Origin of the sequence: Biostraticola tofi (assembly GCF_004343195.1) — a bacterium.
Taxonomy (GTDB): Bacteria; Pseudomonadota; Gammaproteobacteria; order Enterobacterales; family Enterobacteriaceae; genus Biostraticola; species Biostraticola tofi.
Genome location: NZ_SMCR01000001.1, coordinates 75,021 through 97,910 on the forward strand (window position 1 = coordinate 75,021; position 22,890 = coordinate 97,910).

The window sequence follows — 22,890 nt, forward strand, 5'->3', positions numbered from 1 at the left end:
ACTACGGCCGAAGGGAGATATTGATAGCGCTGCATAATTGTTTTGTCCATCGCATTGGGCAAACCGGCGCATTAATTTTGCCTGTTATAAAAATAGTTTTTTTCGATGATTATTTTCTTTAGTCAGAGGCCGGAAAGTTTTAGTATTTAGCTATGCGGGAAATTTTATTCTTAACGACGAAAAATCAGAGGATTAGCAATGTAGTAAACCCCATAAATTGTAAGGGAACGGATATTAAGCGGGCGTTTTAAAACAGGTGTGTTCCGGCTGAGGTTTATTCCCATGCAAAGTTTAGGGTTGATGTGTTAATTCATATCATTACCCTGACAGGGTTGTTTGTTAATCACCTGACCACATCGAGAGGTTTGCTTTATGCAATTGGATAATGTTGAAAGTTTTTCCCTCGAGGAAAATAGCTGGCAGGGTCTGAGGCTCAGCGAAAACGCGGCCAAACAAATCCGCCATCTGACGGAACAGAACAACGCCATGAAAGGACTGCGCCTTGGTGTTAAGCCATCAGGCTGCGCCGGTTTTGGCTATGTAATGAACATGGTGACTGAGCTGGATCCTGCCGACCTGGTCTATGAACGCGATGGCGCCCGGCTTTACGTGCCGCTAACCGCGATGCCTTTTATCGACGGCACTGAACTGGACTATGTTCAGGAAGGCCTGAATCATATTTTCAAATTTAACAATCCCAAAGCACAGCACGCCTGCGGGTGTGGTGAAAGTTTTGGCCTTTGAGCGATGAAACATTATGGCACGTAGCAATACAGAAACTCCTGAGGCGATCAACGCCGCACAACCTTGGGAAAAGAGCCAACGTTATAAAGAAGGCTTTTTCACCCAGTTGATGACTGATGAGCTGGCTCATGGCATCAGTGAGGATGTAGTGCGCGCCATTTCGGCCAAGCGCAACGAACCGGAGTGGATGCTGGAGTTTCGTCTTAATGCCTACCGCGCCTGGCTGGAGATGGAAGAACCCCACTGGCTGAAAGCGAACTACAAGCCCCTTGATTACAATGACTACAGCTATTATTCAGCGCCCTCTTGCGGAAGCTGTGATGATAGCTGCGGTTCACAACCCGGCGCGTTACAGCAATCAGGTGAGGAGGGAGCTAAGAACTACCTGACCGATGAGGTGGAACTGGCGTTCAATCAGCTTGGTGTCCCGGTGCGCGAAGGCAGTGAAGTGGCGGTCGATGCTATTTTCGACTCCGTGTCGGTATCGACCACCTATCGCGACAAGCTGGCTAAAGACGGCATCATCTTCTGCTCGTTTGGTGAAGCTATCCATGAGCATCCCGATCTGGTGCGCCAGTATATGGGCACTGTGGTGCCCTCCAACGACAACTTTTTTGCCGCCCTCAACTCCGCGGTCGCCTCGGACGGCACCTTCGTCTATATTCCGAAAGGGGTGCGCTGTCCGATGGAGCTGTCGACCTATTTCAGGATCAATGCCGCCAAGACGGGTCAGTTCGAGCGGACAATTCTGATTGCTGATGAAGGCAGTTACGTAAGTTATATCGAAGGGTGCTCGGCGCCGGTTCGCGATAGTTACCAGCTGCATGCGGCGGTGGTTGAAGTGATTATCCATCGGGATGCGGAAGTGAAGTATTCCACGGTACAGAACTGGTTTGCCGGCAGCGAAGCTGAAGGCGGCATTCTTAACTTCGTCACCAAGCGCGCGCTGTGCGAAGGCGAAAATTCCAAAATGTCCTGGACCCAGTCTGAAACGGGTTCCGCCATCACCTGGAAGTACCCGAGCGTTATCCTGCGTGGCGATAATTCGGTCGGTGAATTCTTCTCGGTCGCCCTGACCAACGGGCGCCAGCAGGCGGATACCGGTACCAAGATGATCCATATTGGTAAAAACACCCGTTCGACGATCATCTCGAAGGGTATTTCTGCCGGTACCAGCGAAAATACCTACCGCGGGCTGGTAAAAATCATGCCAACCGCCACCAATGCGCGTAATTTCACCCAGTGCGATTCGATGTTGATAGGCAGCGAATGCGGTGCCCATACCTTCCCGTATGTGGAAGTGCGCAACAACACCGCCCAGCTAGAGCATGAAGCCACCACCTCGCGTATCGGCGAAGATCAGCTGTTCTATTGCCGCCAGCGCGGTATCAGCGAAGACGATGCCATTTCGATGATTGTCAATGGCTTCTGTAAAGATGTTTTCTCAGAGCTGCCGCTGGAGTTTGCCGTAGAAGCTCAAAAATTATTGGCGATAAGCCTTGAACACAGCGTGGGCTAATGAAGCCCCACAGGCAACCAGCTTGCTGCCCGCCCTGCGAAGAGATGTTGGGTAAAGGAAAAATAATGTTAAGTATAAGTAACTTGAATGTCAGCGTGGAAGACAAAGCCATTCTCAAAGGCTTGAATCTGGAAATCAAACCTGGCGAAGTCCATGCCATTATGGGGCCTAATGGGTCGGGCAAAAGCACCCTGTCGGCCACCCTGGCCGGCCGGGAAGATTATGAAGTCACCGAAGGCAGCGTGCTGTTTAAAGGCCGCGATCTGCTGAGTCTGGATCCGGAAGAACGCGCCGGCGAAGGGGTGTTCATGGCTTTCCAGTATCCCGTGGAAATCCCTGGCGTCAGCAATCAGTTCTTCCTGCAGACTGCGGTAAATGCCGTACGCAAGTATCGCAATCAGGGACCGCTGGATCGCTTTGATTTTGCCGACTTTATCGAAGAAAAAATTGAACTGCTGAAGATGCCTGCCGATTTGCTGACCCGTTCAGTCAACGTCGGCTTTTCCGGCGGTGAAAAAAAACGTAATGATATTCTGCAGATGGCGGCGCTGGAGCCGGAACTCTGTATTCTTGACGAAACCGACTCCGGTCTGGATATCGATGCCCTTAAAATTGTCGCCAATGGAGTCAATACGCTGCGTAACGATAAGCGTTCTTTTATCATCGTTACTCATTACCAGCGCATCCTGGATTACATCAAACCAGACCATGTTCATGTACTTTACCAGGGCCGTATCGTCAAATCCGGTGATTTCAGCCTGGTGAAACAGCTTGAGGAGCAAGGCTATGGCTGGCTTACCGAACAACAATAATGCCCGAGCGCTGCATCAGTGGCACAGTCTGTTCGAGAGTCAGCGCGTCTCGCGTTCAGCTCAGGCCTACCAGCATTGGCAGAGTGTAGAGCAATTGGGCCTGCCTACCCGCAAGCATGAGCACTGGAAATATACCCCGCTGGACAGCCTGGTGGCTCATCGCTTCAGCTTTGACGCAGCCAAAACTGTATCGGCTGTCGATCGCGATCGCCTGAGCCTGGAGCTTGACGCCGTTCGCCTGGTTTTCGTCGACGGACGCCTGATACCTTCGCTAAGCGATGCAGATACCGGCAACTGGCAGGTCGTCGTTGAAGACGGCGCGAATCGCACCCCGCTGCCTGAACCTATTCAGGGCGAAATTTTCCTGCACCTGACTGAAAGCCTGAGCCTCGAAACGGTAGTCATTGAACTGGCCGCCGGCAAAACCGCCGATCGGCCGCTTTACCTGCTGCATCTGTCCAGCGGCAGCCATGATAAACAACAACTCAATACGCTGCATTACCGTCATCATGTGAAACTGGCCAGCGGCGCATCAGGTCAGGTGATTGAGCATTATGCCAGTCTCAGTGAAGACGCGCATTTTACCGGAGCCCGTACCACCATCGCCGTTGGCGATAATGCCCGACTCAATCACATCAAGCTGTCGTTTGAAAACCGCAACAGCTATCACTTTGCTCATAATGACCTCATTATCGCGCGGGACGCGCTCGTTCGCAGCGGAACTTTTCTGCTGGGACCGGGCCTGTCGCGCCACCAGACCAGCGCCAGACTTGACGGCGAAGGTTCAGATCTGTCAATCAATAGCCTGCTGCTGCCTGCAGGACAGGACATTACTGATACCCGGACTTATCTGGAGCACAATAAAGGCCATTGCCTCAGCCGCCAGCTGCATAAGGTCATTGCCCGTGAAAAAGGCAAGGGCGTGTTCAATGGGCTTATCAAAGTCGCCAAGCATGCGCTCAAGACCGATGGCCAGATGACCAATAACAATCTGTTGATGGACCGGTTGTCGGAAGTCGATACCAAACCCCAGCTTGAAATTTATGCAGATGACGTCAAGTGCAGCCACGGTGCTACCGTCGGCCGTATCGATGATGAACAGATGTTCTACCTGCGTTCGCGCGGCATCCGCCGTGAAGACGCGCAGAAGATGATCATCTTCGCCTTCGCTGCCGAAGTCACTGAAGCTATCGGCAACGATCTGGTTCGTGATGTGGTACTTGAACGTATCACCGGCGCCTTGAAGGGGGTAGGTGAATGAGTTATCCCATAGAGCGGATTCGCGCTGATTTCCCGATACTTGCCAGGGAAGTCAACGGCCAGCCGCTGGTTTATCTGGACAGCGCCGCCAGTGCGCAGAAACCTGATTGCGTGATTGACAGCGAGAGCGATTTTTATCGCCATGGCTATGCGGCAGTACATCGCGGCATTCATACCCTGAGCGCCGAAGCGACCAGCCGGATGGAAAACATCCGCGCCCAGGCAGGGCGCTTCATCAATGCGGCTTCTGCCGAGGAGATCATTTTCGTCAAGGGCAGTACCGAGGGTATTAACCTGGTCGCCGCCAGCTATGGTCGCCATTTTTTCTCCGCTGGCGATAATCTCATCATTACCGAGATGGAGCACCATGCCAATATCGTTCCCTGGCAGATGCTGGCTGAAGAAAAGCAGCTGCAGCTGCGAGTGATTCCGCTGCTGGCCGACGGTACGCTGGATTTGGCGCGCCTGCCGGCGCTGATTGACTCCCGGACCCGGTTGCTGGCCATCACAGAAGTGTCCAATGTGCTGGGCACCGTGAATCCGGTCCGGGAGATTATTGCTCAGGCGCGAGCTGCCGCCGGCGAGCAGTTCGTCGTGCTGGTCGACGGCGCTCAGGCTGTAATGCATCACCGGGTAGATGTTCAGGCGCTGGACTGCGATTTTTACGTTTTTTCCGGTCACAAGATTTATGGCCCATCAGGTATCGGTATTCTTTACGGCAAAAAAGCCCTGCTGGATGCTATGCCTCCCTGGGAAGGCGGCGGTTCGATGATTCGCACCGTCAGCCTGACCGAAGGCACTACTTTTACCGATGCGCCGTGGCGTTTCGAAGCCGGTTCGCCAAACACCGCCGGAATGATGGGGCTGGGCGCCGCCATGGATTATCTGGACAAGCTAGGCCTTGATGCCATCCAGGCTTATGAAAGTCAGCTGATGGTCTATGCACTGGACGCCCTTGCCAAGGTGCCGGATATCATCCTCTACGGGCCGGACCACCGCGCCGGGGTAATTGCCTTCAACCTTGGCAAGCATCACGCTTTTGATGTTGGCAGTTTCCTGGACCAGTACGGTATTGCTATTCGTACCGGCCATCATTGCGCTATGCCGCTGATGGCCTTTTATGGCGTACCCAGCATGTGTCGCGCTGCGCTGGCGCTTTACACCACCCACGAAGATATTGACCGCCTGGTATCCGGCCTGACGCGCGTACAGCGTTTACTGGGCTGATGACGACAAGCCGGGAGGAGAGTGCAGATGGCACATTTGCCGGATAAAGCTAAATTATTGAAAAATTTTTCCCGCTGCGGCAATTGGGAAGAGAGATATCTGTATGTTATTGAACTCGGTGCTTTGCTTGATCCGCTGGCACCGGAGCAGCGCAGCGCGGACAATTTGATTGCCGGCTGCCAGAGCCAGGTCTGGATCGCTCTGGACAGCGTTAACAGCGGCCAGGTTAGATTCTCAGGTGACAGTGATGCCACGATCGTCAAGGGATTGATTGCCATCGTTTTTATCCTGTACCAGGGGATGACGCCGCAGGATATCGTTAACCTTGATGTCCGGCCTTATTTCACTGAATTGGCCTTAACCCAGCATCTCACCCCCTCCCGATCTCAGGGCCTGGAAGCGATGGTCAGGGCTATCCGTATCAAAGCCGCTGCTTTGCAGTGAACATTGTCCGCCTCCCCAGAGGCGGATGATTCCGGATTTTCTCTCTCCTCTGCCGTTTCCCTTTCAGCTTTATATTCCCTGATATATCTTTGCTTAACAAACTTGTAACGGACTGCCACTCTCTTTAGGAAACCGCTATGAAACGTGCATATTCTCTGCCCGCCCTGATCTTTGCCTTCAGCTTTAGCGCCATTGCAGCTGGGGCGAGCGCCGCGACCTACCCCTTGCCGCCGCCCGACAGCCGTCTTATCGGTGAGAACGTCACCTACACCGTGCCCGCTGACAACCGCTCCCTGGAGAAGATTGCCGCTGAATACCAGATAGGCCTGCTGGGTATGCTCGAAGCCAATCCTGGCACAGATCCCTATTTGCCCAAAAGCGGTTCAACCTTGACCATCCCCAGCCAGATGCTGCTGCCGGATGCTCCCAGAAAGGGGATCGTGGTCAATCTGGCTGAACTGCGCCTTTACTACTATCCCGCAGGGGAAAACCGGGTCATTGTGTATCCCATCGGCATTGGTCAACTGGGCAGAAACACGCCGGTGATGACCACCGCCATCAGCCAGAAGATCCCCAATCCGACCTGGACTCCAACCGCCAATATCCGCAAACGCTACCTGGAAGAAGAGGGCATTACGCTACCTGGGACGGTCCCGGCCGGTCCGGAAAATCCTATGGGGCTGTTTGCCCTGCGACTGTCGGCCGGCAAAGGGACTTACCTTATCCATGGCACCAATGCTGATTTCGGCATCGGCATGCGGGTGAGTTCAGGCTGCATCAGACTGCGACCCACCGATATCGAAGATTTGTTCAATCGGGTACCCAAAGGTACTCGGGTGCAAATCATGAATGATCCGGTGAAGACCTCGGTGGAACCGGACGGTAAGCGTTATATCGAAGTGCATCAGCCGCTGTCGCGCAATGACCAGGATGACCCGCAAACGATGGCGCTGCAGATGAGTGCCAAGGTGAAAAAGGTGCTGTCACAGACCACCACCGATAAGCAAATTGCCAAGCAAGCGATGGCCCGCCGTTCTGGTATGCCGGTATTGATTTCCGCCGGCATCGAGCCTGACAAGATCCCTGCCGTAAAGCAGTCGCTTAGCCTGCAGAATGCCGAAGGTAACAGCGCAGCCAGCGCGCCGGTTAACGCCGTAACTGCGCAGCAGTAGAGTGGAATGTACCTCACAGCGCCCTGGTGCTACTTCCTGCCGTTAAGGCCGCAGGAAAGGGCTCAGGGCATTTTTTTTAGCTGTTGCTGGCTAGGATGGACGTTTTTGATGTGACGGTTGTGAGCGGCGCTGGAGCAAGAGAAACAACATGACGGATAAGCCTCTGGCTGTGGGATGGTAGGGTGAGGCGTGGAGTATGAGGTGTGGAGTATGAGGTGTGGAGTATGAGGCGTGGAGTATGAGGCGTGGAGTATGAGGTGTGGAGTATAAGGTGTGGAGTGTAAGGTGTGGAGTGTAAGGGGGGAGGTATTTCATGGCGCAATGGTCGATGGACCGGTCAGAAAATGCGGCAAAAAAAATGGCGCACGAGGCGCCATTTTTCAAACCACAGTCACGCTCTTATTTTCTGTAAGAGGTAGCTTGGTTGTCCAGACGTTGGTTAGCACGGGCAGCGTCATCTTTAGCAGCCTGTACGTCAGAACGGATGGCAGTTACGTCGTTGCTCAGCTGATCAACTTTAGCGTTCAGAGTCTGAACGTCAGAAGACAGTTGGTCAATTTTAGCGTTGCTTGAACAACCAGCAAGCAGAGTAGAACCCAGGATTACCGCGCCCAGTACCAGTTTAGTACGATTCATTATTAATACCCTCTAGATTGAGTTAATCTCCATGTAGCATTATAAGTATTACACAAACTATTTTCGAATGAGAATAAAATTTACCGTTAAAGGCATTAAATTCGATCGAATGCTCAAAGAAACATCTTATTTTACATAGCGGTTAAAAAAATGCACCGCTTCGGCTGCCTTCCATAAGATTTCTCCGATAAAACACTGAGCTATTTGTGCTGTCTGAATTTGATTAATACGACATTTTTAATAATAACCTGTTGCGCCGCGTCAACAAAAGCGCTTTATCTTTTCAGAAATAGATTATTTCCTTCGGCATAAAAAAAACGCCCCGCAGCAGATATCTGCCTGCAAAGGCGTTTTAAGGAGACCAGGACGCGGGGTGTTTATCCCTTCATATTATCAGAGCAGGTGCACGGACGCAGTATTGGTGGTACCGCTCGGTACCAGTGCGCCGGAAACCATAACAATGATTTCGCCTTTTGACGCCAGACCGCACTCCAGCGCCATCTCTTTACCGATGCGATAGAAGTCGTCGGTAGAGGCGATCTCTTCTACCAGCTGGCAACTGACGCCTTTGGTCAGCAACAGCTGGCGAGCTGTCAGCGGATTGGTGGTCAGTGCCAGGATTTCCGCTTTGGGGAAGTACTTGCGTACTGCCTTGGCTGATTTGCCGCCTTCGGTGGCAACCACAATCAGCGGTGCTTCCAGTTTTTCAGCAGTTTCAACCGCACCGCGGCAGACAGCTTCAGTGATGCGCAATTTACGGCTATCGTTAACGCCGTCAATGCGGCTGGGCATAACCCGATCGGTGCGCTCGCAAATGGTCGCCATGATGGTGACGGCTTCCAGCGGGTATTTACCCTTGGCGCTTTCACCGGACAGCATGACGGCATCGGTACCGTCAATGATGGCGTTGGCCACATCGCCGGCTTCAGCACGGGTAGGACGCGGGTTTTTGATCATCGAGTCCAGCATCTGGGTAGCGGTAATGACCACTTTGCGTGCGCGATTACATTTTTCGATCATCATTTTCTGGGCAAAAATAACTTCTTCTACCGGTATTTCCACACCCAGGTCACCACGGGCAACCATGATGCCGTCTGAGGCTTCGAGAATTTCATCGAAGTTATTCAGACCTTCCTGATTTTCGATTTTCGAAATGATCTGAATATGTTCGCCACCATGCTGCTTTAAGTGTTCACGAATTTCCAGCACATCTGAACGTTTACGAATAAACGAGGCGGCAATGAAATCCACGCCTTGTTCACAGCCGAAGATCAGGTCGTGTTTGTCTTTTTCAGCGAGGGCAGGCAGGGCGATAGAGACACCCGGCAGGTTTACGCCTTTATTTTCGCCCAGGTCACCATTATTCAGTACTTTACAGACAACGGTCTGGTCAGTGACTGAAATAACTTCCATACCCAGCAGACCATCATCGACCAATACGGTATTGCCGACGGAAAGATCTTTGGCAAAACCTTCATAAGTGACGGCAACACGTTCGTTATTGCCGACCACGGATTTATCAGTGGTAAACGTAAATGTTTGGCCAGCGGTCAACGATACATCGCTACCGTTTTCCAATTTCATGGTGCGGATTTCAGGACCTTTGGTGTCCAGCAGGATGGCGGCTTTCTTACCGGTGTTTTTTAGGACCGCACGAAGGTTTTTGATGCGCTGGCCGTGTTCTTCATAATCGCCGTGGGAAAAATTGAGGCGCATCACATTCATGCCCGCATTCAGCAGGCTGGTGAGCACGGCTTCGGATTCTGTTTTAGGACCGATAGTACAAACAATTTTAGTCTTTTTCATAACAATGGTTTCTACAAGTTGTGATGGATGATAAATCCTGGTGCATCGCCAAGGCGTTCGACGATGGAAAATGCTGTTGCTCTGCGCGTCTGTATCCCAGATACAAGGATAGGCGACAAATTTGAGAAAGTGATGAAAAAAATAGTGCACGTCCGGCAGGACAACACCGGAGGTGTAGCGGAGATAAAGCTTTTTTTATAGGTTTTCGGCAAATCAATTGGCAACGACCATACAATTGAAATAACGTTTCGTATTATAGTTATTAAGCTGGCGGAAACAAGTTTAATCAGCAGAAATAATGCGTTAGGGGCGGAATAGAAGAGATATGTAGACTTTTGGACAAATTTTGGCGGTATGTGTTGCGCAATTGCACCACATACATATCAATTTTTTTAAAGGTATTGACGAAATCAACGATGCCGATATCAGCCGATAGAAAAAACCGGTATCAGCAGTGCTACACACAGCGCATGAACAAGATAAGGGAACGGAGCGATTCGTTACACCAGGAAGGATTGTCGGGCTGGATACTGCGAAGTGGTGCGTCCGAATGGACTCGAACCATCGACCCCCACCATGTCAAGGTGGTGCTCTAACCAACTGAGCTACGGACGCACGTATAATGGTGCGTTCTAATGGACTCGAACCATCGACCCCCACCATGTCAAGGTGGTGCTCTAACCAACTGAGCTAAGAACGCATACTGCTTGCTGTCGCCTGACAGCGGGACGAATATTAACGGGCTACATCACTGCATGCAAGGGGAAAAAGTGTTTTTTCATGCATTTGGCGTCCAATTGCCGAGGGATTGTGCAGCGTGTCGTTTTTTTGGCCGACACGCTGCTGATATAACGGGTGTAGGACGTGTTCAGCGGGCCGATCGCGCCAGCGTCACGCTGGCGGGCTGGCGCTGCAGCCAGATGATGCGCAGGGTCATCATGACCGCGGAGGACGTCAGGCCGAGGATAAAGCCAATCCAGAAGCCGCTGGGGCCCATTGCCGCTACCGCCCAATCGGTCAATCCGAGTATATAGCCTATCGGCAGACCAACCAGCCAATAAGAGAAAAGCGTAATAAAGAAAATTGAACGGGTATCTTTATATCCCCTGAGTACGCCATTGCCAATCACCTGAATCGAGTCTGATATCTGGTAGACTGCCGCCAGCAGCATCAGTTGAGAAGCCAGGGCTACCACTGCAGGCGTATCATTGTACAGCAGGGCAATCTGCTCGCGGTAAATGACCATCATGACCGCACTGATGAAGGCCAGTATCACGCCCGCCGCCAGGCTGGTCCAGGCTGAAATCCGTGCGTCATCAACCCGGCCCTCACCCAGGCGAAAGCCGACCCGGATGGTGGCGGCAACGCCTATCGACAGCGGCAGCACAAACATCAATGCACTGAAATTAAGCGCAATCTGATGGCTGGCGACCGACACGATGCCCAGCGGCGCGACCAGCAGCGCCACTACCGCGAACAGGGTGACTTCAAAAAACAGCGCCGATGCAATAGGCAGGCCCATACCTGCCAGGCGTTTTAATGCCCGCCAATCCGGCGGACCGATTTTTGCCTTCAGGCGGATATCGCTCAGACTGCCGCTTTTACGCACATACTGCCGCATCAGGAAATACATCAGCCAGTATACCGAGGCGGTGGCGACGCCGCAGCCTACACCCCCCATGGCCGGCATGCCGAATTTGCCATAAATGAAGATATAATTGATGGGGATATTCACCATCAGACCGAGAAAGGCGATCACCATGCCGGGTTTGGTTTTGGACAATCCCTCGCACTGGCAGCGCAGTACCTGAAAGAACAGGTAACCCGGCGCCCCCCATAGCAAATAATGGAGATAGGCAATGGCTTTGCCAGACAGCTCGGCATCCACATGGGGCATATTAGCCAGCACCAGCTGACAGTTATAAAGTACTCCCATCACCAGCAACGAAATAGCCAGTGCCAGCCAATAGGCCTGACGTACCTGATGGGGAATTTTATCCCGGCGCCCGGAGCCGTTAAGGTGAGCAATGGTCGGCGTCAGGGCCAGTAACAGGCCATGACCAAACAGAATCGCCGGCAGCCAGATTGAGGTACCGACGGCGACGGCCGCCATATCGGTGGCGCTTACCGAACCGGACATGACCGTATCGACTACCCCCATGGCGGTTTGTGAAACCTGGGCGAAGATAACCGGTATCGCCAAAGCTAATAATGTACGCGCTTCCAGTAAATATTTCTGCACGCAGGCACCTGTCTTATTTATTTGAAATATTGAAGTTGCTTATAAAAAAGCGAAAACAATGATTTAGCGGGTTAATATATACCTCAGTGTAAACTATTTACCCACGCCGGGTATACCGAAGATAAACTCAAGGTGGCTTAATGCCGCATTTGGTTTTCGGGCAAAGATGGGGCAAACTAACTGGTATCATAACAGCCGGCAAAAAATGTAACCGACGTGGCTGTTTCCTTTATGTAGAAAAAAATGATAGGTGATACCGATATGTTTACCGGCATAGTGCGAGGCATCGCGACAGTAGTGGCAGTCGAAGATAAAAACCAGTTCAGGGTTCATACGATCAACATGCCCGATGGCATGACTGAGGGCCTGGAACTCGGTGCCTCGGTTGCCCATGACGGCTGCTGTCTTTCGGTGACCGCCATCAACGGCGATTTAGTCAGCTTTGATTTAATGAAGGAGACCTTGCGTATTACTACGCTGGGTGATGTGAAAGTCGGCGATGCCATCAATGTAGAAAGGGCGGCAACATTCAATGCTGAAATAGGTGGTCATGTCATGTCCGGGCATATTATGTGCACGGCTGAAATTGTCAAAGTCGTTGCTACTGAATTGAATCGGCAAATCTGGTTCCGCCTATCCAATAAAGACTTTATGAAATATGTGCTTTATAAAGGATACATTGGCGTTGACGGCATAAGCCTGACCATCGGCGAGGTGTCACAGGATAAATTTTGCGTGCACCTGATCCCAGAAACCCTGACCCGCACTACGCTTGGAAATAAAAGACTGGCGGACCGGGTTAATATTGAAATCGACCCCCAGACCCAGGCGGTGGTTGATACCGTTGAGCGTGTGCTGGCACAGCGCCAGGCGGCAGCGGATGACGCGAACGGCATCATGCATGTGTTCTAATAAAACAGCCTGAGGCGCTCGCCTCAGGCTGTTTTTCAGCGCGGAACGCGTATCCCGCCGTCGACGCCTTGCGGACTGAACAGCACCTGCCACAACTGGATGTTCCTGGCGCGAAAAGCGCCGGCGCAAGCGTTCAGATAATAGCTGAACATGCGCTGGAATCTGTCAGAGTAATTATCGGCTAGCGCTGGCCAGCCTGACATGAAACGATCATGCCAGGCCATCAGCGTATGGTCGTAATCGCTGCCGAAGTTATGCCAATCTTCCATCACGAAATGAGATTCACTGGCCTGGGCGATGTGCTGTACCGAGGGCAGGCAGCCGTTGGGGAAAATATATTTGTCTATCCAGGGATCGACGTTCATGTTAGTTACATTAGCGCCAATGGTGTGCAGCAGGAACAGGCCGTCCGGTTTCAGGTTACGATCGATGACGTTAAAGTAGGTGCTGTAGTTTTTAGGCCCGACATGCTCGAACATGCCTACCGACACAATGCGGTCGAACTGCATGTCCAAATCACGGTAATCCTGCAGTAGGATATGCACATCCAGACCTTCGCAACGCTGCTGTGCCAGCGCCTGTTGCTGGGCGGAAATCGTAACCCCGTGAACGGACACGCCGTAATGCCTGGCGGCAAAAGCGGCCAGCCCTCCCCAGCCGCATCCCACGTCAAGCAGCGTCATGCCGGGCTTAAGCTGCAGTTTTTCGCAGATCATGGTTAATTTATCATGCTGGGCCTGCTCTAACGTCTGTGCTTTCGACCAATAGCCGCAGGAATATTGCATATAGGGGTCCAGCATCAAACTGAACAGGTCATTTCCCAAGTCATAATGCTCCTTTCCAACAATCCAGGCGCGTTTTTTTGACTGCAGGTTAGTCAGGCGAGCGGCGGCAACGCGCAATGTGTCTTTGAGATGATGGGGGAGTTTATGATCCAATCCTGCGCGCAGCACCCGCTGGAAAAACATATCCAGGCGTTCACACTCCCACCAGCCGTCCATATAGCTTTCCCCTAATCCCAGGGAGCCATGCTGAAGAACACGTTTAAAAAATTCAGGATTATTGACTTGTATATCATATGGCCGGCTGCCATTGATTTCGACATCGGCTTCTGTGAGCAGTTCATGCACGATTCGATACCATGCATTATCTTGAAAGCTCAGGTCTTCAACACACGAGGAACTCATAGCTTCTCCATCACCTTTTTTCTGTAATGGCGCTGCATCCGGCGCAGACGCACCTTACGAAGGCCTTTATAAGAATCCACAGCCCACAGGCCGCGGTGTCTGATGTACAGCCGCAGCTGTCCAACAAAAAGCAGAGGAATAGAAAATTAAGTGTGGCGTTAAACCAGGCGCTTGTTTAAATAAGCTGAACTGGCCACTCGATGAGGCCAGCATGCTTTAGTAATAATATTAGACAACTTGTTATAATTGTTAGCGTTAGTGAGTATAGGCCGGAGAATCTGTTTTCACAATAGGCTGGTAGATGATCGCACGTATGGTTAACCAGCTGATAACTTAAGGAAATAATAACTTAGCGGAGATAATAATTTGCCGCTAAAGGGCATAACAGCGGTGTTGAACCACCCCCATGGTAGCGCCATGAGCTGCTGAAACGCACTTTTCACGCTTTAAAAGGACCTTGTGCTACTGAACGGCGCTCGATCAAGCTTGGGGTAACTTCTATAGTCTGGGCATTTTCTCGTTTTGTCAGGATCCGGTCAAGCAGCATGGCGATAGCGGACTCCCCCAGCACTTCCTTGGGTTGATCAACGGTGGTCAGCGCCGGGCTGAAAAAACGGGAGTGGCGCAGATTGTCATAACCGATGACCGAAATATCCTCCGGTACCCGCAAGCCCTGTTCATCGATAGCACAAAGCGCGCCCATGGCCATTTCATCGCCGCCGCAGAACACTGCCGTCGGTCGTTGCGGATAAGCAAGGATCTGTTTCATCGCCTGATAGCCTGACTCAGGTTCGAAATCTCCTTGGACTATCCAGTCATTATTAACCGGGATGCCGGCTTCAGCCAGTGCCTGGAGGTAGCCGCGATGGCGACCGCCGCCGGTATTACGCGCCAATTGTCCAGGGATGGTGGCGATATCCCGATGGCCACGCTCAATAAGATAGCGGGTCGCCATTAGTCCGCCTAACACGGCATTATCAATGATTCGGTCGGTAGAGGTATCCTGATCTTCAGTCCAGTCCATGACAACCATCGGAATCTGGCGATAATCATTCAGTATGTCCAGCAGGGGAGCTGGGTATTCAGCACACATGATAAGCAGCCCATCAACCCTTTTTTGCGCCAACATCGCCAGATAAGCTCGCTGTTTATCAAAGTCATTATGCGAATTACACAATATCAGCGTATAGCCGCGCGCGTAGCAGTGATGTTCGATGGACTCAATGATTTCAGCAAAGTAGGGCGCTTCGCTGGTGCTGGCCAGCAGTCCGATGGATTTGGTGCGATTGACTTTCAGGCTGCGTGCAACCGCGCTGGGAGAATAGTTTAATTCACGTATGGCTTCCCCAACGGCAAGCTGGGTGTCCTTGGCGACAAAGCGGGTTTTATTAATGACGTGGGAAACGGTTGTTGTCGAGACGCCGGCAAGCTTAGCCACATCTTTGATGGTTGCCATGACGAAAATACTCCTTCTTGCCCCTTAAGCAGGGAAAAATACTGCAGTTAAACGATTGCCCGTCAAAATGATATTGCTAGCGTAAAAAGGGCCAACCATCAATTTTCCTTGATCTGACACCAAAGTGAAAGCTTTAATTGTGTTTAACCCTGCGCTGGGACAAGCAATTCATCACATAGTGTGGCAGTATTACATTAAAAGATAATCACGGGGCCCAAAGGGTCATTAAGGATATGCTATGAATGCTGATTTGAAATGGTCGTTGCTGACCACGGTTTTTTCTCTTGCGGTTGTCATTGTGTTCAGTTTTACCGCAGTATTAAATTGACGACCAGTGTAGACATAAACAAGGGACCCTGAGGGTCCCTTGTTTATGTCTGACGTCAAATCATCGCCTGGCGGTCAGCGAATATTTTTTGGTGTCATCACCCGTCGCGCGCCCACGTAATGATCCTGCCAGTAATCTTCACTCAGGTAACTGATGCGAATATCGCGGCCGGTGCGGGGGGACTGAATGAAGCGGCCATTGCCAAGATAAACCCCGACATGGTCAGCAGCGCCGCGATTGGCGATGCGAAAGAACACCAAATCACCGCTCTCCAGTTCACCTTTCTTGACCGGAGCGGCCTCCCTGAAATGGTACATTTCATTGGCAGTCCGCGGCATAGGAATACGCATCACATCCTTATAGGCATAATAAATCAGACCGCTGCAATCAAAACCGGTGGTGGGCGACATACCGCCCCAGCGATAGGGTTTACCCATCTGCGACATCAGTTTGTTCATGGCGGTCAATTTGGCATGCTGGTAGCGTTTTTTATGGCTGGCGCTCATTTTCATCGGTGCATCACTGCTTAACCGTTCCGGCAACGCCAGCGGTTTGATTCTCTGGCGACCATAACCTTTTTTGTAACCTTTGCGAGGGGGAGTAATGCGAGCAATCCGGCTGCTTTTGCTGGGCCTGATTTTTTTAATGGCGACAGCCGCCACCGGAGTAGCTGATTTATGGCCTCGTGCGCCGATGTTGTCGGCGACGGAATGCACTTTGCTTTTCTTGACCAGTTTCACCTGCTTACGCTTACGACGATCGTCGATCCTGGCGGCATTTGCCAGCGATTTCCGCTGCTCGGCGTTGACGCCGGCACTGGGTGCCGCATGGGCAAGGTTAAAAAACAACTGGGTAAAAAGCAGCACAAAAAGCGTGAAGCACAACCGCATGATCAACGCTGTCCTCGGTGGCTCGTCAAAAGGGAAATAACACTACCTGCTGAATTTAAGCTATTTAACCGCTCAATGCATCATGATTTTAATCCATAGTGTGAATAAACGTGACCAGACCGATGAACGGTGCAGAAGTCAGCGATAATCGTATCCAAAAACAACAGATTGCGAGCTCCGCTAGCCTATGTGCAGCGCTTTTTTTGCCTGGCGGGGCAGGAAAAAAAAATGGACTGGTGATATGATTGGATAACCTGACGCGGATGATTACCTGTACCAGGGCCGGAGTGGCACAAATAAGCATTTATTTGTGATGCCAGGCCGTTAGTATAGCGAAACTGGTTTACCCGTCCGCCTAGATAAAGATAAAGCCAGCCACTGGCCTGAGGAAGCAAGACAATGACAACGACTGCAAAAATTCAGCAGCAGATAGCTGAGAACCCGATTCTGCTTTATATGAAAGGCTCACCCAAACTCCCCGGCTGCGGTTTTTCCGCCCAGGCGGTGCAGGCGCTTTCAGCCTGTGGCGAGCGTTTTGCCTATGTAGACGTGCTGCAGAATCCGGATATTCGCGCCGAATTGCCTAAATATGCCAACTGGCCCACCTTCCCGCAGTTGTGGGTGGATGGCGAATTGGTCGGCGGCTGCGATATCATTATCGAAATGTATCAGCGTGGCGAGCTGCAGCCACTTATCAAGGAAACTGCGGTAAAATATAACACCCAGGAAGACAAGCCTCAGTCTTGATCGACCGGTTTGACGAGGAACATGATGCTGGTCATTACCGGTTGCCTATAAAAGCCGGGCCGATCCTGCGATCGGCCCGGCTTTTAACTGATTGAATATGCTTTATACCGATAAACTACGCTTTAAACCGATAGACTAGGCTTTAAACCGATATACTACGCTTTGTACCGATAGACTAGGCTACAGTTCAGAGCCGATTTCTTGCTGCGCCTCTGGCAGCGCCAACGGCCAGCCGCCCAGGCGTTTCCAGCGATTAACCAATTCACAAAACAGGTCAGTAGTGCGTTCGGTATCATACAGCGCGGAATGCGCCTGGCTGCCATCAAACGCGATACCGGCGGCAACGCAGGCCTTAGCCAATACTGTCTGGCCTAATACCAAGCCACTTAGCGCGGCGGTATCGAAAGTGGCAAAAGGATGAAATGGATTACGTTTCAGCCCACCTCGGTTGGCGGCTGCCATCAGGAAACCGTGATCAAATCCGGCGTTGTGTGCCACGATGATGGCACGATTGCAGCCGCTGTCTTTAATGCCTTTACGAACCATTTTAAAGATGTCATGCAGGGCATGATATTCATCCACCGCACCACGCAGTGGATTGGATGGATCAATGCCATTGAAAGCCAGTGCTTCGGGATTCAGCAGCGAGCCGGCAAAAGGTTCTACGTGGAAGTGCAAACGATCCGCGGGCATCAGCCAGCCGCCGTCATCCATCTGTAATGTGATAGCCGCTATCTCAAGCAGGGCGTCCGTCTGGGCGTTGAAGCCGGCAGTTTCTACATCGATAACCACGGGGAAGAAGCCGCGAAAACGGCTGCGGAGTGTATTTACTTCATCTATTTCAGCCATGCTCAATCTTATTTTCCGGCGAATACAGCGCGCATTATGGCAAATTTCATCTCAGGATGCATTGTCATTCCAACGGTGGGCGGCAGCGGGGAAGTCCGGGAGCTAGCGGCCCCCGGATGGATATCAGTGTCCCAGGCCAGTACCGGCCTGTTCTTTCTCAATCAATTCGATTTTATAGCCATCGGGATCTTCAATGAACGCGATGATAGTGGTTCCGCCTTTGACCGGACCCGCTTCGCGTGATACCACGCCACCCGCGGTACGAATGCGTTCACAGGTCGCGGCCACATCATCGACCCCAAGGGCGATATGACCAAAAGCCGTACCCAGATCATAGTTTTCCTGGCCCCAGTTGTAGGTCAGTTCAATCACAGCGCCTTCGCTCTCTTCGGTATAACCAACAAATGCCAAAGTATATTTATATTCGGTATTTTCGCTGGTGCGCAGCAGACGCATGCCCAGGGTCTGAGTATAAAAATCAATCGAGCGCTGCAAATCGCCCACCCGAAGCATGGTATGAAGTAATCGCATATTATCCTCTTACGGACCGGCAACTGCCTGGAACCGATAATCTATGAACAAACGTTATCCGACAATAATGTGGCAGCTACAAAGTGCTAACCGTCAGGCCAGTATAGCGTCTCATTATTCCCTCCTTCAAGAAAGTGGGCAAAAAACACCCCTGCAGCCCGCGGCTGTTCGGTGCGGTGGGTATCAGCGATAGGGTTTGAGTTAATGGAGTTAAAGGTTTTCTTGCCAACAGGGTGTTTTGCGTCTTCAATCAGCTAGAAGAGGAGAATTTGCATGCCTGAGCAACTTGAGTTTTTTGCCATCCCCAGCCCTTGCCGGGGTATCTGTCAATCAGATGCCAGGGGATATTGCATCGGTTGCCTGCGCAGTCGTGAAGAGCGTTTTAACTGGATGAAATTCAGTGATGCTCAAAAGCGTGATGTCATCAGACTTTGCCGCCAGCGCGCCCTTCGTCAGACCAGAAACCAGGAATCGAGGCAGGATCCGTTGCAAGCTGGCGATCAGCCAGGGCTGTTTTGAGACGACGAGAACTGATCGAGGGCGTAATGCAGGCATTTCCATCATCATCTTCTATGCTTAGAGAACCACGATAGAATGGGAGATATCATGAAACGTACCCTTTTACCTCTGCTGGTACTGCTGGCTTCGGCCGGTGTCCAGGCCGCCGATATCGACGTGCCGTTGAATATCGCCACGCCTGAGGGCAAAGGCTTGGCCGTGGGCAGCGTTCGTATTACCGAAACAGCCTATGGCGTGCTATTTACCCCGAAATTGACCTCATTATCACCTGGCATACATGGCTTCCATGTTCATCAGAATGCCAGTTGTGAACCTGGCGTGAAAGACAATAAGAAAGTGGCAGCCTTAGGGGCAGGTGATCATTGGGATCCTGACGCGAGTGGTAAACACCTGGGGCCTTACGCTGAAGGTCACCGTGGCGATCTGCCGGCTTTGTATGTCAATGCCGATGGCAAGGCTGATTACCCGGTACTGGCGCCGCGGATTAAAACGTTGTCTGAACTGAGCGGGCACAGCCTGATGGTGCATGTCGGGGGTGACAATCATTCCGACCAACCGGCAAATGGCGGTGGAGGCGATCGCTTTGCTTGCGGGGTAATATCTGGCTGAATATCACAGATGGGTCGTTATCAGGTGTTGCGGACAGTGGCCGGAGATGCAACCGGCCAATGAAAAAACATGACAATAGTTTATGAACGATTCAATTGTTATTTATTAGTTTGAGCTACAATATGCCACAGAATACATGGCATATTGATATTTGTTATGTCTTCATTTAACTTAAATTAACAATAAACTACGTATGTGACAATAATAGTGATAAAGTTATGAATAATCTTTCTGGGTCAGTGGCATTTATCCGGAATCTTTTATCTGATTATCTGGGTTATATGACAATTTCGTTACATGCCCTATACTCATCGGTACCCATTCGGGAACGAAAGGCCGACAGCCTGCGCAGACGGGGGGTCGGTTACATGACATTGATCTTGTGTTGCCTTCAATATATATAAGGAATAACATGCGTACATCATCGTTCTCAACTTAACCTTTACAATGTTCATTTATATATTGATATTTTGCCCCTTCAACCTTTAGGATGTAGGGGATCCAGGGAGCAAGCTTAATCAGCTTAATTATAAGGAGAGACAATTGGAATCGCCATTAGGATCGGATTTGGCGCGTCTCGTTCGAGTTTGGCGCGCATTGATTGACCTTCGTTTAAAGCCTTTAGAACTCACACAGACGCATTGGATTACGTTGCATAACATATGTAAATTGCCGCCAGAGCAATCGCAGATACAGCTGGCCAAGGCAATCGGCATCGAGCAGCCGTCGTTGGTGCGTACCCTCGATCAGCTTGAAGAGAAAGGGCTTATTACCCGGCATACCTGCGCCAACGATCGTCGAGCGAAGCGTATCAAACTGACTGAGGCCGCTGAACCTATCATTAAAGAAGTGAACAACGTTATCAACAGCACCCGGGACGAAATTCTTGCAGGAATATCCGAACAGGAAATTGAACTGCTGAGCGCGATGATTTCAAGGCTGGAGAAGAATATTCTGGAACTCTATAATAAGTCTTGAACTTTAGCTGACACAGGGTTGTGATATAATTTGAAAACCGGCCAAGGCCGGTTTTTTATGCATTGATCATTGCCGGAAATAATAAAAGCCACCCCAGGGTGGCTGGTGTAGATAAATACTCGCGGCAATTAGCGTGGTGAAACGGTGATGGTCCGTCCATTGCTGGCCATGGCGACGCGCTGCCCTACGCTGAAACGAGTATTGCCCTGTTTTTGCACTACAACAATCGTGTTGCCATCATCTTTACGGATTTCGAGCTCAATACCCTGCGTGCGGTTGACCGCCCCTTCGATGCCGGACCCAGCCGCTCCGCCAGCGATAGCGCCGGCTGCAGTCGCAAGGCTGCGGCCGCTGCCGCCGCCGACGGTATTACCCAGGAATCCTCCTAATACCGCGCCGCCCAGCGTGCCTATGATATTCGAATTTTCGCCGCCCTGAATCTGCACCGGGCGGGTACTGACAATGGTGCCATAGTTGACGGTTTGAACCTGTTTGGCTTCAGAGGCTGAATATACGTCACCAGAAAGATCGCTATTGCTGGCGCATCCCGCTAATGTAAGCCCAGCCAGAGAGACAATAAGTAGTTTTTTAATCATTTCCAACTCCTGTTATAGCGTCGTTCTGTAGGGTCATCCCCGAAGAAACGAGTGCAGAATACGGTTATGAAGCCAAATACTGATAAGGCTGTTAATCAATATTGATCTTAATTATATATAAATAAATATAAACTGCGAATCAACAATGGCTCTTTTTCGCAGCAGACAGACACGTTCGGTAAAGTATGTACCTATTTGTAATGACTTTGCATTAAATTACAAAAAAAGGCTTTTTTTCATGGCCTCAGGTCAAAAACCTGTTTACCTTAGTACACTAATTCCGCCACAGATCAAAAAAAAGGTAACGGTATGAAAACCGGACGTTATATTGGGGTTATGTCTGGTACCAGCCTGGACGGTATCGATGTGGTGCTGGTTGCGATTGATGAGCACACTGTTGCGCAGCAATGCAGTTACTGTCATCCCATTCCCGCCGATGCCAAGCAGCAGATTTTAGCCATCTGCCAGGGGCAGCCTACCACGCTTTCGACGTTAGGCCAGTTGGACACCCGACTGGGCAGACTGCTGGGTGAAGCCGTGCTGGCACTGATGGCACAGGCGGGTGTACAGCCGAGGGATATTACGGCGATTGGCTGTCATGGGCAAACCGTTTGGCATGAACCTGAAGCCGGCTATCCCTGCACCATGCAAATAGGAGATAACAATCAGGTTGCAGCGCTGACCGGCATCACAACGGTCGGTGATTTTCGCCGGCGCGATATGGCGTTGGGCGGGCAGGGGGCGCCACTGGTGCCGGGGTTTCACCATGCGCTGCTGTCTCATCCTGACGAACGGCGCATGGTGCTTAATATTGGCGGTATCGCCAATCTCTCGCTGCTGCTGCCCGGGTTACCGATTCGCGGCTATGACACCGGTCCGGGCAATATGCTGATGGACGCCTGGATCTGGCGCAATAAAGGTAAGCCTTATGATAAAGATGCCGCCTGGGGGCTCAGCGGGCGCCTGCATCAGGGATTGCTTTCCGCCATGTTGTCCGACGGCTATTTTGCACTGCCGGCGCCTAAAAGCACCGGACGGGAGCATTTCAATCTTAGTTGGCTCAATCACCTGTTGACGCGTTACCCCTCGACTGCGCCGGAAGACGTGCAGGCGACCCTGGGCGAACTGACCGCTATGACCGTTGCCGACCAGGTCTTGCTGGCTGGCGGTTGTGAGCATCTGCTGGTCTGCGGCGGAGGAGCACGCAACCCCCTGGTTATGGCGCGACTTTCTGCTTTGCTGCCCGGTATTGAGGTGAGTCCTACAGACAAATTCGGCGTCAGCGGCGATGATATGGAAGCAATGGCTTTTGCCTGGCTGGCGTTCCGGACTTTATCCGGCCTGCCGGGGAATCTTCCCTCGGTGACCGGAGCGAGGGCTGAGACCGTGCTGGGCGCCATTTATCCTGTATAAACCGGCGGAGGCC

At 51.5% G+C, this 22,890-nt stretch carries 23 protein-coding genes and 2 tRNA genes; 14 read left to right on the plus strand and 11 right to left on the minus strand.

Features of this window, described 5'->3' with window-relative positions:
• Positions 1 to 372 precede the first annotated feature (372 nt).
• The 7 genes from sufA to EDC52_RS00365 all read left to right on the plus strand — a co-directional run bounded on the left by sufA (position 373) and on the right by EDC52_RS00365 (position 7,178).
• On the plus strand, positions 373 to 744 hold the full coding sequence (gene sufA / locus EDC52_RS00335) for a Fe-S cluster assembly scaffold SufA (protein WP_131863281.1): 372 nt from the start codon (positions 373 to 375) through the stop codon (positions 742 to 744).
• A 13-nt stretch (positions 745 to 757) separates the two neighbouring features.
• Entirely contained in the window at positions 758 to 2,263 is a 1,506-nt protein-coding gene (gene sufB / locus EDC52_RS00340; RefSeq protein WP_131863282.1) for a Fe-S cluster assembly protein SufB, read from the plus strand.
• Positions 2,264 to 2,328: 65 nt separating this feature from the next.
• The gene (sufC, locus tag EDC52_RS00345; protein WP_131863283.1) at positions 2,329 to 3,075 is read left to right on the plus strand and encodes a Fe-S cluster assembly ATPase SufC; all 747 of its coding nucleotides are present in this window, start codon (positions 2,329 to 2,331) and stop codon (positions 3,073 to 3,075) included.
• Complete coding sequence (gene sufD, locus EDC52_RS00350; protein WP_131863284.1) at positions 3,050 to 4,336, plus strand: Fe-S cluster assembly protein SufD; 1,287 nt, start codon at positions 3,050 to 3,052, stop codon at positions 4,334 to 4,336. The genes sufC and sufD overlap by 26 nt, the downstream gene beginning before the upstream one ends.
• On the plus strand, positions 4,333 to 5,562 hold the full coding sequence (gene sufS / locus EDC52_RS00355; RefSeq protein WP_131863285.1) for a cysteine desulfurase SufS: 1,230 nt from the start codon (positions 4,333 to 4,335) through the stop codon (positions 5,560 to 5,562). Before sufD ends, sufS begins: the two co-directional genes overlap by 4 nt.
• A gap of 27 nt (positions 5,563 to 5,589) precedes the next feature.
• Entirely contained in the window at positions 5,590 to 6,006 is a 417-nt protein-coding gene (gene sufE, locus EDC52_RS00360) for a cysteine desulfuration protein SufE (RefSeq protein ID WP_131863286.1), read from the plus strand.
• A 137-nt stretch (positions 6,007 to 6,143) separates the two neighbouring features.
• Positions 6,144 to 7,178 (plus strand): L,D-transpeptidase family protein, encoded by a 1,035-nt coding sequence (locus EDC52_RS00365; RefSeq protein ID WP_131863287.1) that lies wholly within the window; start codon positions 6,144 to 6,146, stop codon positions 7,176 to 7,178.
• Positions 7,179 to 7,577: 399 nt separating this feature from the next.
• On the opposite strand, the gene EDC52_RS00370 is transcribed toward EDC52_RS00365, so the two are convergent.
• The 5 genes from EDC52_RS00370 to EDC52_RS00390 form a co-directional block, all read right to left on the minus strand.
• On the minus strand, positions 7,578 to 7,814 hold the full coding sequence (locus tag EDC52_RS00370) for a major outer membrane lipoprotein (protein WP_131863288.1): 237 nt from the start codon (positions 7,812 to 7,814) through the stop codon (positions 7,578 to 7,580).
• Between the two features lie 393 nt (positions 7,815 to 8,207).
• Complete coding sequence (gene pykF / locus EDC52_RS00375; protein WP_131863289.1) at positions 8,208 to 9,620, minus strand: pyruvate kinase PykF; 1,413 nt, start codon at positions 9,618 to 9,620, stop codon at positions 8,208 to 8,210.
• Between the two features lie 538 nt (positions 9,621 to 10,158).
• Positions 10,159 to 10,235: transfer RNA gene (locus EDC52_RS00380), tRNA-Val, on the minus strand.
• An 8-nt stretch (positions 10,236 to 10,243) separates the two neighbouring features.
• A tRNA-Val gene (locus EDC52_RS00385) sits at positions 10,244 to 10,320 on the minus strand.
• A 168-nt stretch (positions 10,321 to 10,488) separates the two neighbouring features.
• Positions 10,489 to 11,862 carry an MATE family efflux transporter gene (locus EDC52_RS00390; RefSeq protein WP_131863290.1) on the minus strand — a complete coding sequence of 458 codons (1,374 nt, stop codon included), beginning with the start codon at positions 11,860 to 11,862 and terminating at the stop codon, positions 10,489 to 10,491.
• Between the two features lie 261 nt (positions 11,863 to 12,123).
• Here EDC52_RS00390 and EDC52_RS00395 point away from each other — a divergent pair, with 261 nt between their 5' ends.
• The gene (locus EDC52_RS00395; protein ID WP_131864057.1) at positions 12,124 to 12,774 is read left to right on the plus strand and encodes a riboflavin synthase subunit alpha; all 651 of its coding nucleotides are present in this window, start codon (positions 12,124 to 12,126) and stop codon (positions 12,772 to 12,774) included.
• Between the two features lie 35 nt (positions 12,775 to 12,809).
• Here EDC52_RS00395 and cfa read toward each other — a convergent pair whose 3' ends face one another.
• Together cfa and purR are read right to left on the minus strand one after the other, a co-directional pair.
• Positions 12,810 to 13,961: a cyclopropane fatty acyl phospholipid synthase gene (gene cfa / locus EDC52_RS00400; RefSeq protein WP_131863291.1), complete on the minus strand. Its 1,152-nt coding sequence runs from the start codon at positions 13,959 to 13,961 to the stop codon at positions 12,810 to 12,812.
• 439 nt (positions 13,962 to 14,400) lie between these two features.
• Complete coding sequence (gene purR, locus EDC52_RS00405; RefSeq protein WP_131863292.1) at positions 14,401 to 15,417, minus strand: HTH-type transcriptional repressor PurR; 1,017 nt, start codon at positions 15,415 to 15,417, stop codon at positions 14,401 to 14,403.
• Between the two features lie 238 nt (positions 15,418 to 15,655).
• On the opposite strand from purR, the gene cydH reads away from it, so the two are divergent.
• Positions 15,656 to 15,745 (plus strand): cytochrome bd-I oxidase subunit CydH, encoded by a 90-nt coding sequence (gene cydH / locus EDC52_RS20380; protein ID WP_131863293.1) that lies wholly within the window; start codon positions 15,656 to 15,658, stop codon positions 15,743 to 15,745.
• Positions 15,746 to 15,819: 74 nt separating this feature from the next.
• Here the strand turns inward: cydH and EDC52_RS00415 are convergent, their stop codons facing one another.
• The gene (locus EDC52_RS00415; protein WP_131863294.1) at positions 15,820 to 16,635 is read right to left on the minus strand and encodes a C40 family peptidase; all 816 of its coding nucleotides are present in this window, start codon (positions 16,633 to 16,635) and stop codon (positions 15,820 to 15,822) included.
• Between the two features lie 399 nt (positions 16,636 to 17,034).
• Here EDC52_RS00415 and EDC52_RS00420 point away from each other — a divergent pair, with 399 nt between their 5' ends.
• The gene (locus EDC52_RS00420) at positions 17,035 to 17,382 is read left to right on the plus strand and encodes a Grx4 family monothiol glutaredoxin (RefSeq protein WP_131863295.1); all 348 of its coding nucleotides are present in this window, start codon (positions 17,035 to 17,037) and stop codon (positions 17,380 to 17,382) included.
• Positions 17,383 to 17,562: 180 nt separating this feature from the next.
• Here the strand turns inward: EDC52_RS00420 and rnt are convergent, their stop codons facing one another.
• Positions 17,563 to 18,231: a ribonuclease T gene (rnt, locus tag EDC52_RS00425; protein WP_131863296.1), complete on the minus strand. Its 669-nt coding sequence runs from the start codon at positions 18,229 to 18,231 to the stop codon at positions 17,563 to 17,565.
• Between the two features lie 123 nt (positions 18,232 to 18,354).
• Entirely contained in the window at positions 18,355 to 18,762 is a 408-nt protein-coding gene (gloA, locus tag EDC52_RS00430) for a lactoylglutathione lyase (protein WP_131863297.1), read from the minus strand.
• A 273-nt stretch (positions 18,763 to 19,035) separates the two neighbouring features.
• On the opposite strand from gloA, the gene EDC52_RS00435 reads away from it, so the two are divergent.
• From EDC52_RS00435 to slyA, 3 genes are all read left to right on the plus strand, one after another.
• Entirely contained in the window at positions 19,036 to 19,281 is a 246-nt protein-coding gene (locus EDC52_RS00435) for a DUF1289 domain-containing protein (RefSeq protein WP_131863298.1), read from the plus strand.
• Positions 19,282 to 19,368: 87 nt separating this feature from the next.
• Positions 19,369 to 19,890 carry a superoxide dismutase family protein gene (gene sodC / locus EDC52_RS00440; protein WP_131863299.1) on the plus strand — a complete coding sequence of 174 codons (522 nt, stop codon included), beginning with the start codon at positions 19,369 to 19,371 and terminating at the stop codon, positions 19,888 to 19,890.
• A gap of 543 nt (positions 19,891 to 20,433) precedes the next feature.
• Positions 20,434 to 20,868, plus strand: a complete 435-nt coding sequence (slyA, locus tag EDC52_RS00445; protein WP_131863300.1) for a transcriptional regulator SlyA — start codon at positions 20,434 to 20,436, stop codon at positions 20,866 to 20,868.
• Between the two features lie 128 nt (positions 20,869 to 20,996).
• Here the strand turns inward: slyA and EDC52_RS00450 are convergent, their stop codons facing one another.
• Complete coding sequence (locus EDC52_RS00450; protein ID WP_131863301.1) at positions 20,997 to 21,464, minus strand: outer membrane lipoprotein; 468 nt, start codon at positions 21,462 to 21,464, stop codon at positions 20,997 to 20,999.
• 309 nt (positions 21,465 to 21,773) lie between these two features.
• Between EDC52_RS00450 and anmK the strand changes: the two genes are divergently transcribed.
• On the plus strand, positions 21,774 to 22,877 hold the full coding sequence (gene anmK / locus EDC52_RS00455) for an anhydro-N-acetylmuramic acid kinase (RefSeq protein WP_131863302.1): 1,104 nt from the start codon (positions 21,774 to 21,776) through the stop codon (positions 22,875 to 22,877).
• Positions 22,878 to 22,890 lie beyond the last annotated feature (13 nt).